The organism is Mycobacterium sp. NGS15, assembly GCF_059813245.1.
Window position 1 is genome coordinate 137,697 of sequence record NZ_JCALEF010000002.1, and the last position, 14,771, is coordinate 152,467.

The 14,771-nt window shown below is 63.9% G+C and carries 11 protein-coding genes; 10 read left to right on the forward strand and 1 reads right to left on the reverse strand.

Annotation, left to right across the window (positions count from 1 at the left end):
• Positions 1-33: 33 nt before the first annotated feature.
• Positions 34-846, reverse strand: a complete 813-nt coding sequence (locus AC5Y5C_RS04940; RefSeq protein ID WP_499969600.1) for a hypothetical protein — start codon at positions 844-846, stop codon at positions 34-36.
• A gap of 274 nt (positions 847-1,120) precedes the next feature.
• Here AC5Y5C_RS04940 and glf point away from each other — a divergent pair, with 274 nt between their 5' ends.
• The 10 genes from glf to fadD32 all read left to right on the forward strand — a co-directional run bounded on the left by glf (position 1,121) and on the right by fadD32 (position 14,758).
• The gene (gene glf / locus AC5Y5C_RS04945; RefSeq protein ID WP_499969602.1) at positions 1,121-2,359 is read left to right on the forward strand and encodes a UDP-galactopyranose mutase; all 1,239 of its coding nucleotides are present in this window, start codon (positions 1,121-1,123) and stop codon (positions 2,357-2,359) included.
• Complete coding sequence (locus tag AC5Y5C_RS04950) at positions 2,352-4,289, forward strand: glycosyltransferase (RefSeq protein WP_499969604.1); 1,938 nt, start codon at positions 2,352-2,354, stop codon at positions 4,287-4,289. Before glf ends, AC5Y5C_RS04950 begins: the two co-directional genes overlap by 8 nt.
• Positions 4,286-4,849, forward strand: coding sequence for a phosphatase PAP2 family protein (locus AC5Y5C_RS04955; protein ID WP_499969606.1), 564 nt, complete (start codon positions 4,286-4,288; stop codon positions 4,847-4,849). Before AC5Y5C_RS04950 ends, AC5Y5C_RS04955 begins: the two co-directional genes overlap by 4 nt.
• Positions 4,846-5,760: a decaprenyl-phosphate phosphoribosyltransferase gene (locus AC5Y5C_RS04960; RefSeq protein WP_499969608.1), complete on the forward strand. Its 915-nt coding sequence runs from the start codon at positions 4,846-4,848 to the stop codon at positions 5,758-5,760. The genes AC5Y5C_RS04955 and AC5Y5C_RS04960 overlap by 4 nt, the downstream gene beginning before the upstream one ends.
• 13 nt (positions 5,761-5,773) lie before the next feature.
• A complete protein-coding gene (gene aftB / locus AC5Y5C_RS04965) occupies positions 5,774-7,762 on the forward strand; it encodes a terminal beta-(1->2)-arabinofuranosyltransferase (RefSeq protein ID WP_499970590.1) in 1,989 nt (662 codons plus the stop codon).
• Positions 7,763-7,952: 190 nt separating this feature from the next.
• Entirely contained in the window at positions 7,953-8,927 is a 975-nt protein-coding gene (locus tag AC5Y5C_RS04970; protein WP_499969610.1) for an alpha/beta hydrolase, read from the forward strand.
• 159 nt (positions 8,928-9,086) lie between these two features.
• Entirely contained in the window at positions 9,087-10,067 is a 981-nt protein-coding gene (locus tag AC5Y5C_RS04975; protein WP_499969612.1) for an esterase family protein, read from the forward strand.
• 223 nt (positions 10,068-10,290) lie between these two features.
• Positions 10,291-11,271 (forward strand): alpha/beta hydrolase, encoded by a 981-nt coding sequence (locus tag AC5Y5C_RS04980; protein WP_499969614.1) that lies wholly within the window; start codon positions 10,291-10,293, stop codon positions 11,269-11,271.
• Between the two features lie 214 nt (positions 11,272-11,485).
• Positions 11,486-12,493: a carboxylesterase Culp6 gene (gene culp6, locus AC5Y5C_RS04985; RefSeq protein ID WP_499969616.1), complete on the forward strand. Its 1,008-nt coding sequence runs from the start codon at positions 11,486-11,488 to the stop codon at positions 12,491-12,493.
• A gap of 360 nt (positions 12,494-12,853) precedes the next feature.
• A complete protein-coding gene (gene fadD32 / locus AC5Y5C_RS04990) occupies positions 12,854-14,758 on the forward strand; it encodes a long-chain-fatty-acid--AMP ligase FadD32 (RefSeq protein WP_499969618.1) in 1,905 nt (634 codons plus the stop codon).
• The last annotated feature ends 13 nt before the right edge of the window (positions 14,759-14,771 follow it).

The following is a 14,771-nucleotide window of genomic DNA, read 5'->3' on the forward strand; positions in this document are numbered from 1 at the left end:
TGCGGTGCCGTTTCGCTACCTAGCTTTGTCGACCTAGCCGGCCGGAGGCGGAGCCGCTGCGGAGGCGGCCGCCGGGATGGCGCCCTTGATGAGGTCAACCGCCTGGGTGATGCCCAGCTGATTGACGGCCCCCATCGCGTCGCTGATCAGGCTGCTGCCGCCACCGAGTCCGCTGCCGCCACCCAGAGCGCTGGGCGTACCCAGGCCCGCCAGTGAGGGATCGGCAAGGGCCGGGTTGGTCAGGCCGGTGCCCAGCGCGGGGTTCGGCGTGATCGGGACTTCACCACCGGGGGAGGTCAGGCCCGCGGTAGATGCGGCCGGATCGGTCAGCGCCGGGTTCACACCCGTCGGTCCGGTGCCGGTCAGTCCCGGAGTGCTCGCCGGAGCAGCCGGGTTGGTCAGGCCGGGGTTGGTCAGCGCCGGATCGGTGAGACCTGGCGTGGTGGCTCCGCCCGGGCTGGTGAGTGCGGGGTTTGTCAGCGCGGGGTTCGTCAGCGACGACGATGGGCTGGTCAGTCCGCCCGGGGTGGTCAGACCGCCGGGGGAGAGCGCCGGATTGGCGCCACCGAGGCTGCCGAGCCCTCCACCGCCCAGGCCGGGGATGTTGAGGCCGGACAGCCCGGGGATCTGCACGCCGAACTGTGACGTCATCTGTTGAACTGCGCCCATGACCTCACCGGGGAGATCCGACACGATCGCGGCTTGCACGAATTCCTGCTGTGAAGGCGCGGGCGCGGCGGCCTGGGTCATGTTGGTCGCGAGGGCTATGGCAAACGGACTTGCGACGGCCAGCGCGGCGACCGAGCTCAAGGCTGTCGAAAGCCGGCGGCGGCGACGATTAGGCACGGAAGTCTCCTCAATATCGGGTCGATCACTTATGGTGTGCTGCGGTTTTGCATTTTCAGTCACGGGATTTCCCGTAGGTGTCGGATCGGCGGATCGGCACCGGAACCGACGCTTTCGATGGTAACCAGAGTTACTGGTGTGACTAGAGGGACGAAATCAAATCGTGAGCCAATCGCGACCGGATCCGTACCTGCGAACCCTGACGGGCTCGTTCCCCGCGGGGCGTATGTCGCTGTCCAGGGCTCGTGGTGCCTGTCCAGTACCCTGACTGCACGTGACCGCCGATGAGCCGCTTGCGCGAAGAGTGGATAGCGCAGAAGACCCACAGTTCGACCTGATCGTCGTCGGATCCGGGTTTTTCGGCCTCACCATCGCCGAGCGTGCGGCCACACAACTGAACAAGCGCGTCCTCGTCGTCGAGAGGCGCCACCACATTGGTGGTAACGCCTACTCCGAGCCCGAACCACAGACCGGTATAGAGGTGCACAAGTACGGCGCCCACCTGTTCCACACGTCTAACAAGAGGGTCTGGGACTACGTACGGCAGTTCACCGAGTTCACCGGGTACCAGCACCGCGTCTTCGCGATGCACAACGGGCAGTCCTATCAGTTCCCCTTGGGACTGGGCCTGGTGTCGCAGTTCTTCGGCCGCTACTTCACCCCGGACGAGGCCCGCGCGCTCATCGCCGAGCAGGCCGCCGAGATCGCCACCGAGGACGCCACCAACCTTGAGGAAAAGGCGATATCGCTGATCGGGCGCCCGCTGTATGAGGCTTTCGTCAAGGCATACACCGCCAAGCAGTGGCAGACCGACCCCAAACAGCTGCCCGCCGGAAACATCACCCGGCTGCCGATGCGCTACACCTTTGACAATCGGTACTTCAACGACACCTATGAAGGCCTGCCGGTCGACGGGTACACCGCATGGCTGCAGAACATGGCCGCCGACGACCGGATCGAGGTGCGTCTGGATACCGACTGGTTCGACATCCGCAACCAGCTCCGCGCCGAGAACCCGTCGGCTCCGATTGTGTACACCGGGCCGCTGGATCGGTACTTCGACTACGCGGAGGGCCAGTTAGGCTGGCGCACCCTTGATTTCGAAGTCGAGGTGCTTGATACCGGCGACTTCCAGGGCACCCCGGTGATGAACTACAACGACGCGGATGTGCCTTACACCCGGATCCACGAGTTCCGTCACTTCCATCCGGAACGGGCCTACCCGACGGACAAGACCGTGATCATGCGGGAATTCTCCCGGTTCGCCGAGGGGAATGACGAGCCGTATTACCCGATCAACACCGAATCCGATCGGGCCATCCTGGCTGCTTACCGCGCCCGCGCGAAGCAGGAAACAGCTTCGGCCAAGGTGCTGTTCGGCGGCCGACTGGGTACCTATCAATATCTCGATATGCACATGGCGATCGCCAGTGCGCTGAGCATGTACGACAACGTGCTCGCGCCGCACCTGGCCGACGGTGCACCCTTGTCCGGAGGTGACGACAATGAGTGATATTCCATTCGGCCCCATCGATTCAGCCGAATCGCATGCGGTGAGCCTGCTGTCCCGGGTGATCCTGCCCCGACCCGGTGAGCCACTCGACGTGCGCAAGCTCTACATCGTCGAGTCCGAGACCAATGACAGACGTGCCCATGCACCTACCCGGACCACGCTGGAGATCGGCGCGGAGTCGGAGGTGTCCTTCGCGACCTACTTCAACGCCTTCCCGGCGAGCTACTGGCGCCGCTGGTCGACGCTGGAGAACGTGGTTCTACACATCGAGCTGAGCGGCGCGGGGCGCATCGACGTGTACCGGACCAAGGCCACCGGAGCTCGAATCACGGTGGGCGGCACCCAGTTCAGTGGCCAGAACGCCGTGATCGAGTTCGAGATCGGCCTGGACGCGTTCGAGGATGGCGGCTGGATCTGGTTCGACATCACCTCCGATACCGAGGTCGCGCTGCATAACGCGGGCTGGTACGCGCCGAGCGCTGCGCCCGGCCGGGCCAGCATTACCGTAGGCATCCCCACCTTCAACCGCCCCGGGGATTGCGTGAACGCCCTCAAGGCGCTCACCTCGGACCCGCAGGTGGACAAGGTGATTACCGCCGTCATCGTCCCCGACCAGGGCACCAAGAAAGCCAAGGACCATCCGGAATGGGCCGCCGCCGCAGGGCCCCTGGGGGACCGGCTGCGGGTGTTCGATCAGCCGAATCTGGGCGGTTCTGGTGGCTACAGCCGCGTCATGTACGAGGCTCTCAAGAACACCGACTGCGAGCAGATTCTCTATATGGACGATGACATCAGGATCGAGCCGGACTCGATCCTGCGGGCGTTGGCGTTGAGCCGGTTTGCCAAGGCCCCCATGCTCGTCGGTGGCCAGATGCTTAACCTGCAGGAGCCCTCGCATCTGCACGTGATGGGTGAAATGGTCAACCGTGACAACTTCATGTGGACCAGTGCGCCGTTTGCTGAGTACGACCACGACTTCGCCAAGGAGCCGCTGTCGGAGTCTCCAGATCTGCACCGGCGCATCGATGTCGACTACAACGGCTGGTGGATGTGCATGATCCCGCGCGCGGTGGCCGAGGAGCTGGGCCAGCCGCTACCGCTGTTCATCAAATGGGATGACGCCGAGTACGGGATTCGTGCCAGCGCGCATGGATATGGCACCGCCTCCATGCCGGGCACCGCGATCTGGCATATGGCCTGGAGCGACAAGGACGACGCCATCGACTGGCAGGCCTACTTCCACCTGCGCAATCGGCTGGTGGTGGCGGCGCTGCACTGGGACAACAACATTCGCGGCTTGTTGGCCAGCTCGCTGAAGGCCACATTCAAACACCTGTTGTGTCTGGAGTACTCGACGGTGGCCATTCAGAATCAGGCCATCGACGATTTCCTGGCCGGGCCCGCGCATATCGCGTCCATTCTGGAATCGGCCTTGCCCGATGTTCGCGCGATGCGCCAGCAGTTCCCGGATGCCGTGGTGCTCCCGACGGCTACCTCGTTGCCCACGCCGTCCGGTCGCCGCAAGGCGCTCAAGCCGCCGGTCTCTTTGCCTGCCATCGGATTCCGGCTGTCCCGGGGCGTGATTCACCAGCTCAAGAAGGAGAATCCGGCGCACCACGTGCGCCCGGAGCTCAATGTCGCGACCCAGGACGCCCGCTGGTTCCTGCTGTGTGGCGTCGATGGGGTCACGGTGACCACTGCCGACGGGCGGGGTGTGGTGTACCGCCAGCGCGACCGCGCCAAGATGTTCGAGCTGATGCGCGAGTCACTGCGCCGCCATCTGCAGCTGGTGCGTAATTTCAACAAGATGCGCAAGAACTATCGCAATGCGCTGCCGACGCTGACCAGTAAAGAGCAGTGGGAGAACATCCTCGGGATCGGTAAGGACGATCCGGCGCCGCAGTCCGTGAATCCCGGGGTGAGTGCATGACAGGACCGCTGCCGGGCGAGGTCACCGCACCTCAGGGGGAGACGGCGGTTCTCGTCGCCGTGCAGTCGGCCCTGGCCGGGCGGCCGGGCGTGCTCAGCACCGCCCGCGGTCTCTCGCATTTCGGTGAGCACAGCCTCGGGTGGGTGGCCGCTGCGCTGGTTGGTGCCGCCTTGAACAGGCGAGACAAGCCTCGTCGGCGTAGCTGGCTCGCCGCGGGTGTCGGCGCCTTCGGCGCCCACGCCACCTCGGTAATCATCAAACGCCTGGTGCGACGCCGCCGTCCGAGTCACGAGGCAGTCCGGGTGAACGTCAGTACTCCGAGCCGGTTGAGCTTTCCCTCCTCGCACGCCACTTCGACCGCGGCGGCGGCAGTGCTCTTCGCACCCCTGACGGGGTTGCCGCTGCCCGCGCTGTTGATTCCACCGATGGCGTTGTCGCGGCTGGTTCTTGGCGTGCACTACCCCACAGATGTGGCCGCCGGCGCCGCGATTGGCGCACTGATCGGCGCGGCCGTTCGCCGGGCGGACGCCCGCGTGGCGCTCAAGGAGGAACAGCGATGAGTGAGGTACCGGCACCCGCTGCGGGCCCGCCCAAGAATCTCGTGTCGGGGATCGTCAAGGCGGTGCGCCCGCGCCAGTGGGTGAAGAACATCCTGGTCTTCGCGGCGCCGTTGGCGGCGCTCGGCGATATCCCGCCGCACGACTACCGGGGTATTTTCATCCGGGTCGCTATCGCCTTTGTTGCCTTCAGCATGGCGGCCTCGTCCATCTATCTGATCAACGATGCCCGTGACGTGGAGGCCGATCGGCAGCACCCCACCAAGCGGTTTCGACCGATCGCCGCGGGCGTGCTGCCGATACCTGCCGCGTACGGGCTTGCGGTTGTGCTGGCTGCCGGGTCGCTGGGTATCGCATCACGGGTCAACATCAACCTGGTCATCGTGATAGCGATCTACATCGCCATCCAGCTGGCCTACTGTTTCGGCCTGAAACACCAGCCGGTCATCGATATCTGCATCGTCTCATCGGCATATCTCATTCGGGCGATTGCCGGTGGTGTGGCGGCCGGGGTGTATCTGTCCCAGTGGTTCCTGCTGATCATGGCCTTTGGGTCGCTCATGATGACCGCGGGTAAGCGCTATGCCGAATTGCAGATAGTCGAGAAAACCGGCGCCAAGATCCGTAAATCACTTGAGGGCTATACCTCCAGCTACCTGCGGTTCGTATGGACGCTGTCGGCTACCGCCATTGTGGTCTGCTACGGACTGTGGGCTTTCGAACGAGACCACCGCGCCGGATCCTGGTTCGTGGCATCGATGATTCCGTTCACCATCGCCATCCTGCGCTATGCGGTCGATGTCGACGGGGGCGAGGCAGGCGAGCCCGAGGAGATCGCTCTGGGGGACAGGGTGCTGCAGTTCCTGTTCGTCGCATGGATCGGATCACTCGGTGCGGCCTTCTACTTCTCCTGAACGGGCCCGGGCGCTGGGCCCTAGCAATGGACTGACCCGCTTCACAGTGTGGGTCAGTGTCCTCACCGTGACCGTGCTGTTCGGTTGGGGTGCCTGGCAGCGGCGCTGGATAGCGGATGACGGCCTTATAGTGCTGCGTACCGTGCGAAACCTGTTGGCGGGCAACGGTCCTGTTTTCAATAAGGGAGAACGGGTGGAGGCCAACACCTCCACGGTATGGACCTATCTGACGTATCTGGGTGGTTGGGCCGGCGGAGGCCTGCGCCTGGAATATGTGGCGTTGACCCTGTCGCTGGTGCTGAGCCTGGCAGGCGTCGCGCTGGCCATCTTCGGCACCGCCCGGCTGTACGCGCCGCTGCTTGCCGGCCGTGCCGCCGTCATGGTGCCCGCCGGAATGTTGGTGTACATCGCCATCCCTCCGGCCCGCGACTTCGCTACGTCTGGTCTTGAAAACGGTTTAGTACTGGCGTATTTGGGTGGGCTATGGCTCATGATGGTGATCTGGGCGCAGGCCGTGCGCACGACGGTGACCCTCGATCGGCGCGGTGGCCCGCATCAGCCGGTGGATCCGCGAATCGTGCAGGCCGCCCACAAAGACCAGAAAGATGTTCTGAGCAAGCGGTTCACGCTGGGACTGGCCTTTCTGGCCGGGCTGAGCGTCCTGATCCGTCCGGAGCTCGCGCTCATCGGCGGCGGCTTCCTGGTGATGATGCTGATTGCCGCGCGCGGGTTCACCATCCGGGTGTACATCGTGGCCGCCGGTGGAGCACTGCCGGTGCTGTACCAGATCTTCCGGATGGGCTACTACGGGCTGCTGGTGCCGAGTACGGCGATCGCCAAGGACGCGTCGGGCTCCAAGTGGGGACAAGGCTTTGTCTACCTGCAGAACATGAACTCGCCGTATCTCATCTGGGTGCCGACGGTCCTGCTCATCGCGCTCGGCGTGGCGGCCTTCCAGGCTCGCCGCGGCCAGTGGTGGGTGCGGCAGGTGACAGCGCCGGGTTGCGGCTGGCTGGCGCGTCTTGTTCAAAACCCCACCGCCATAGTGCTTTTCATGCTCGCAAGTGGATTCATCCAGGGCGTGTACTGGATCCGCCAGGGCGGGGACTTTATGCACGCGCGCGTGCTGTTGACCCCGGTGTTCTGCCTGCTGCTCCCGATCGCGGTGGTTCCGCTGGCGACTCCGGACAGTGCGGCGTTCACTCCGAAGCAGGCTCGTCTGCTCACCGCGGCCACGGTCGGCCTGTTCGCCGGTATTGCCGGCTGGTCCGTGTGGGCGGCCAACTCCCCCGGAATGGGCGGGGACGGCACCAAGGTCACCTACAGCGGCATTGTCGATGAACGGCGCTTCTATGCGCAGGCAACCGGTGTCGCTCATCCGCTGACCGCTGCGGACTATCTGAGCTACCCGCGTATGCGTGCGGTGCTAGTGGCGATGGACAACACGCCGGACGGCGCGCTACTGCTCCCGTCGGGGAACTACGACCAGTGGGATGTGGTGCCGGCCATCCCGCCGCCACCTCCGATTCCGCACGGTTACCGCGGGCCGCATGCCGTGCTGTTCACCAACCTGGGCATGCTCGGTATGAACCTGGGCCTGGATGTGCGGATCGTGGACCAGATCGGCCTCGCCAACCCGTTGGCGGCACACACCGCGCGCATCACCGACGGACGCATCGGCCATGACAAGAACCTCTTTCCGGACTGGATGATTGCGGATGGGCCCTGGCTCAAGCGCTATCCGTACATCCCCCGGTACGTCGACCAGGACTGGGTGGCAGAGGCCGTGGAGGCGCTTAAATGTCCCCAGACAGATGCGATGCTGAGTTCCGTACGTCAACCGCTCTCACCTCGGCTTTTCGCGTCTAACCTGCTGCACTCCTACGAGTTCACCACCTACCGCATTGACCGCGTCCCGCGCTTTGAACTGGCCCGATGCGGTCTGCCGACGCCGAAGCTGGATACCCCCCAGTACACTGGCCTTCCGGCAACCGGTCCCTAGAGAGCGTTCCGCTCGGAGCCCTCGAAGCGGCCATGCCTGCGGGTCTCCGTGTCCGAATCGAGATCCCAATTAGGTAACGCCGCGGCCCCGTCATCGCGATACGAAGACGACCGTGTCAGACACTTCAGGCGCAACGTTGCGTTACAGGAGTGACAGTTGTGACTTCCTCAATGAAACGGATGGACCCCAGATGAGCGTGCGCGTGAGAGCTCGCCGCGTGCTGACGGCCCTGTTAGCGGCGGTTGTGATGCCATTGGCAATGGCTACCGGTTTAGCCGTCAGTCCGGCTACCGCGCATGCCTTTTCGCGTGAGGGACTCCCGGTCGAGTACCTGGACGTCTACTCGAATTCAATGGGGCGCAATATCCGTGTCGAGTTCATGGGCGGGGGACCCAAGGCGGTCTACCTCCTCGACGGACTTCGTGCTCAGGACGACTTCAACGGTTGGGATATCAATACCGCAGCTTTCGAGTGGTTCTATCAGTCGGGAATTTCGGTGGTCATGCCCGTAGGCGGTCAGTCGAGTTTCTACACCGACTGGTATTCGCCGTCTGCGCTCAATAAACAGCCGTACACGTACAAATGGGAAACCTTTCTGACGCAAGAGCTGCCCGCTTACCTTGCGACCAACAAGCAAATATCGGCCACCGGTAATGGCGTGGTGGGACTATCCATGAGTGGTGGCGCGGCGCTGATCCTGGCTGCTTACCACCCCGCGCAGTTCAGATTCGCTGGCTCGCTCTCGGGGTTCCTCAATCCGTCGACCATCTTTATGACCAACGCGATCCGGGTCGCGATGCTCGATGCCGGCAGCTACAGCGTCGACAACATGTGGGGCCCGCCGTGGGATCCGGCGTGGCGGCGCAATGACCCCACTGTGCAGGTCCAGGCACTGGTCGCCGCCGGGACTCGCCTCTATGTCTATTGCGCTCCCGGTGGTTCGACACCGATCGACGAAAACGGCGATGCGGGTGTCGCCCTGAGCGCGAGCAGCTTGGAGTCGCTGGCTGTCAGCGGCAACAAGAGATTCCAGCAGGCGTATGCCGCCGCCGGCGGCAGCAACGCCACATTTGTCTTCCCCTCGTCCGGGAATCACTCCTGGCCGTATTGGGGACAGCAACTGCAGGCCCTCAAGGGTGATCTGATTGCCACGCTCAATGGCTAGGGTCTCGGGGCACCTTGAGAAGGTCCGCAGGCGCACATAGTGATGGTGCTGACAGGCCCAAAGATGTGGTTGACTACCGCGCGAGTGTGCGACGGGCGTCCATCAAATCCGTTGGCCTGCCGTGGGAAATCGATTGAAACAGATGGGAAAAGGAAGTAAATGAAGCTCTTTTCGAAGATGCGTGGTGCTACCGCGCGTCGGCTGGCTGTAGTTGCCACGGCTGCGGCCGTGCTGCCGGGTCTTGTCGGCGTTGCCGGCGGCTCGGCGATTGCGGGCGCGTTCTCGCGTCCCGGGCTTCCGGTCGAGTACCTGCAGGTGCCGTCGGCGTCGATGGGCCGCGAAATCAAGGTTCAGTTCCAGCCCGGCGGCACCAAGGCCGTCTACCTGCTTGATGGCCTGCGCGCGCGCGATGATTTCAGCGGCTGGGACATCGAGACCACGGCGTTCGAGGACTACTACCAGTCCGGTATCTCCATGGTCATGCCCGTCGGCGGTCAGTCCAGCTTCTACACGGACTGGTACAACCCGGCCAAGGGTAAGGACGGCGTGTGGACCTACAAGTGGGAGACCTTCACCACTCAGGAACTGCCGGCGTATCTGGCTGCCAACAAAGGCATCTCGCAGACCGGTAACGCTGTCGTGGGTCTCTCGATGGGCGCTTCGGCCGCGCTGACCCTGTCGATCTATCACCCGCAGCTGTTCGTCTACGCGGGTGCGCTCTCGGGCTTCCTGAACCCGTCGGACATGAAGTTCCAGATCGGTATGGCCATGGGCGACGCCGGTGGCTTCAGCGCGTCCGACATGTGGGGCCCGGACAGCGATCCGGCCTGGCAGCGCAACGACCCGTTCCTGAACATCCAGAAGATCATCGACAACGGCACTCGCCTGTGGCTCTACTGCGGCACCGGTGACTCCACCGACCTGGACGCCACTCGTAACGGTTTTGAGAACTTCACCGGTGGATTCCTGGAGGGTATGGCCATCGGTTCGAACAAGAAGTTCGTCGAGGCCTACACCGCAGCTGGTGGCAAGAACGCTCACGTCGAGTTTCCTCCCGGCGGTATCCACAACTGGACCTACTGGGGTCAGCAGTTGCGGGCCATGAAGTCTGACATGGTCGCTTACCTGCAGAGCCACTAGGTATAAGCAGTGAAAAGAGCGGTGGCCATCACGATGGCCACCGCTCTTTTACGTCTTCGCGGGATTGTGTCTCAGGACCACATCGGTCTGGTTGCGGAGGGCCAACATCCGTGACGGGATGTGTTGACAGCCGTCCTGATGTGGTTGACTACCTCGGGGACCCCACAGGATGTCTGTCGGCCTGACATGTAACGCCGACTGAAGCAGACGGGATACTGAGGTAATGAAGCTCTTTACAAATATGCGTGGCGCGACTGCGCGTCGACTTGCGGCTGTGGCCGCTGCTGCGGCCGTTCTACCGGGACTTGTCGGCGTTGCCGGTGGTTCGGCGGTAGCGAATGCCTTCTCGCGTCCGGGTCTCCCGGTCGTGGACCTACAGGTGCCGTCGGCCTCTATGGGTCACGACATCAAGATCCAGTTCCAGGGAGGCGGCTCCAAGGCCCTCTACCTGCTGGACGGTCTGCGTGCACGCGATGACTTCAACGGCTGGGACATCGAGACCACGGCGTTCGAGGACTACTACCAGTCCGGCATCTCGGTGGTCATGCCGGTCGGCGGCCAGTCCAGCTGGTACACCGACTGGTACCAGCCCGCCAAGGGCAAGGACGGCGTCTTCACCTACAAGTGGGAGACCTTCCTGACCCAGGAGCTGCCCGCGTACCTGGCAGCCAACAACGGTGTGTCCCGGACCGGTAACGCTGTCGTCGGCCTGTCGATGGGTGGCGCGTCCGCCATCACGCTGGCCAACTACCACCCGCAGCAGTTCGTGTACGCCGGTGCGCTGTCCGGCTTCCTGCACCCCGCAGACATGAAGGGGCAGGTCGGTATGGCCATGGGCGACGCCGGTGGCTTCAGTGCACAGGACATGTGGGGCCCGGATAGCGATCCGGCCTGGGTGCGTAACGACCCGTTCCTGAACGTCGACAAGACCGTGGCCAACGGCACCCGCCTGTGGATCTACTGCGGTAGCGGCGACGCCACCGACCTCGACGCCACTCGTAACGGCTTCGAGAACTTCACCGGTGGATTCCTGGAGGGCATGGCGATCGGCATCAACAAGCAGTACGTCGATGCTTACACCGCCGCCGGCGGCAAGAACGCCCACGTGGAGTTCCCCCCGGGTGGTCTGCACAACTGGACCTACTGGGGCAACCAGCTCAAGGCCATGAAGTCTGACATGGTCGCCTACCTGGGCAGCCACTAAGCATCACTGACAATCGCGAAAGCGGCGGCCACTTCGGTGGTCGCCGCTTTCGTCGTTTCGGGTAGCGACCGACGGCCACAATCACGTAACGAATTCTGTGCTGTGACGATCATTTGCCCAGGTGCGAGTGGCATCAGTTCGGTAGCCTCGCCCGGGGCTCCCGGTACCGTGGAGCAAGCTGCGAGACCGCACGTCAAGAACGGCCAGGAGAAACATGCCCAAGACCTCGAGTAGTAAACGACACCGGATTCTCGGTTTGGCGGCGGCGCTGGCGGTGGCCGTCGTCGTCATCCTGGTGATCGCGATCGTCGTGGTCATTGTTCGCAGGCCCGACGACGTCACGCCTCCCTCTGGGCAGGTGACGACGACACCGCCGTTGACACGGCCCGGCCAGAAGCCACGGCCCGCCTTCCAGAGCGCCGACTGCCCCGATGTGCAGACGCTCATCATCCCGGGCACCTGGGAATCCTCGGTCACCGAGGATCCGCTCAACCCGACGCAGTTCCCGCGCTCACTGCTGTTGAACGTCTCGCGGCCGATCACCGAGAAGTTCGATAAGGCCCGGCTGGAGACGTGGACGGTGCCCTACACCGCCCAGTTCCATAATCCCTTCGCCAATGACAACCAGATGTCATACAACGACAGCCGCAAGGAGGGCACCGACAGGGCGGTCAAGCAGCTCACCGAGATGTACGACCGATGCCCGCTTACCAGCTACGTTCTGATTGGTTTCTCGCAGGGCGCGGTGATCGCCGGTGACATCGCCAACCAGATCGGAAACGGCCAAGGGCCCGTTGATCAGGACTTGGTGCTTGGCGTGACATTGATCGCAGATGGCCGCAGGCAGGATGGGGTCGGGCTGTCGCCAGGGCCCAACCCGCCAGGACAGGGCGCCGAGGTCACCCTGGGTGATCTCGGTGTGCTGGATTCGTTCGGTCTGAAGATGTCGGGTCCACGCCCCGGCGGATTTGGCGAGCTCAGCGACCGCACTAATCAAATCTGTGGGACCGGCGACCTCATCTGCGCGGCGCCGCCGGACGCCTTCAACATTTCCAACCTGGGTAAGACGCTGGACATTCTGTCCGGCGGCGCGGGTGCACCGGTCCACGCGCTGTATGCCACGCCGGAGTTTTGGCAGATCGACGGCCAGCCGGCGACGGTGTGGACCACCAATTGGGCTGAGGGGCTCATTGAGAAGGCGCCTCACCCGAAGCATGGATGAGCGCTTGCGTGAAGACCATGGGATCGGATGAGCGCTTGCGTGAAGACCGTGGTGTTCGGGTGGGTGGCTGACAAGCCTCGATGTCATCTTCGCAACAGGCCGCCGAGATATTTGGCGGGCGCGGTACGCTCGCCTAAGATTAAGAGAAAATTAAGACTGTAAGCCGTTCGTGGAGTCGCGGGATTTTGGCTGGCCGACACCGACCGATAATCTCGTCGCGAATGGCCGCCTGAGCTGCCGTAGTACGCGAATGCCTCTCGGTACCATCATCGAGGATTTGACGTTCGCGATGACGCGTGCTCGCGAATGCCTCAGGCCCGCGAAACGCGCATCCAGCGCCGTCAGAGGAGAGAAGCACATATGGCGTTCGACAACCCGTTCCTGGACTCGGCGGGCCATATCAAGTTCCCCGAGGACGGGAGCATTGTTCGTCACGTCGAAGGTTGGGCAGAGTCGCAGGGCGACAGCCTGGCGTACCGGTTCCTCGACTTCTCCACCGAGCGTGATGGCGCCTATATCGACATCACCTGGTCGGAGTTCGGTGCGCGCAACCGTGCTGTGGCGGCTCGTCTGCAGCAGGTGACCAAGCCGGGTGACCGGGTCGCCATCCTGGCCCCGCAGAGCCTCGACTATCTGGTCGCGCATTACGGGGCGCTGTATGCCGGTGCCATCGCGGTGCCGCTGTTCGATCCCAGTGAAGCCGGCCATGCGGGCCGCCTGCACGCGGTGCTCGACGACTGCCAGCCGTCCGCGGTGCTGACCACCACCGAGTGCGCCGAGGGCGTACGCAAGTTCTTCCGGAATCGTCCTCCCAAGGACCGCCCGCGTGTCATCGCCGTTGACGCGATCCCGAACGACGTGGGATCGACGTGGGTGGAGCCTGTGGCCACCAAGGACACCATCGCCTACCTGCAGTACACCTCCGGCTCGACCCGCGCGCCCGCCGGTGTGCAGATCACGCACCTTTCACTTGCCACCAACCTGCTGCAGCTGATCGACGCGTTGTCGGCAAAAGAAGGTGACGGCAGTCATCGCGGAACCACCTGGCTGCCGTTTTTCCACGACATGGGTCTGATTACGGTGATGGTGCCGTCCATGATCGGTCGGCACATGACGGTGATGAGCCCGGCGGCGTTCATCCGTCGGCCCATCCGCTGGCTGCGGGAAATGGGGGTCAAGGGTGATGACCGCGCCGGCACCTATTCGGCCTTGCCGAACTTCGCCTTCGAGCATTGCGCGACGCGCGGCGTCCCCAAGGAGGGCGAGCCACCGCTGGATCTGTCGAACGTGTACTCGATCATCAACGGATCCGAGCCGGTATCCACCGCCTCACTCAAGAAGTTCTGCGACGCCTTCGAGCCGTATGGCTTCGATCCCAAGGCAATTCACCCGTCCTACGGTATGGCCGAGGCGACCCTGTTCGTCACCTCGACCATCTGGAACACGGACAGGGCGCGTGTGCTGCACGTAGACCGCACCGAGCTGAACGCCGGGCGCATCGTCGAGGTGGAGCCGGGCGCCGAAAACTCGGTGACCCAGGTGTCCAGCGGACGGATGGCCCGCGACGAGTGGGGCGTCATTGTGGACGGTGAGACCGCCTCCGAGCTGCCCGACGGCCAGATCGGTGAGATCTGGTTGCATGGCAACAACATTGGCTCTGGTTACTGGGGGCGGCCGGAGGAGACGCGCGAGGCGTTCCAGAACACCCTCAAGTCGCGGATCGCCGAATCACATGCCGAGGGTGTATCGGACGACGCCGTCTGGCTCAACACCGGTGACCTCGGAGTGTGGGTGGATGGCGAGCTCTACATCACCGGCCGCGTGAAGGACCTCATCATCGTGGACGGCCGTAACCACTACCCGCAGGATATCGAGTACACCGCGCAGGAGGCCAACAAGGCGCTGCGCCCGGGTTATGTCGCGGCCTTCTCGGTGCCGGCCAACCAGTTGCCGCAGGTCGTCTTCGACAACCCGCATGCCGGCTTGAAGTACGACCCGGAGGATTCCTCCGAGCAGCTGGTCGTCATCGGCGAGCGCAGCGTGGGCGCCCACAAGTCGGACAACCAGGCCGTGGGCGACGATGTGCGCGCCGCAGTCGCGGTGCGCCACGGCGTGACGGTGCGCGACGTGCTGCTGGTCCCGGCGGGCTCGATCGCGCGTACCTCCAGCGGGAAGATCGCCCGCCGGGCCGCACGGACCAGCTACCTGGACGGCAGCCTGCGCGGCGGCTACCAGCAGACCGCATTCCCCGACGACCGGCAGTAACCGTTACATACGG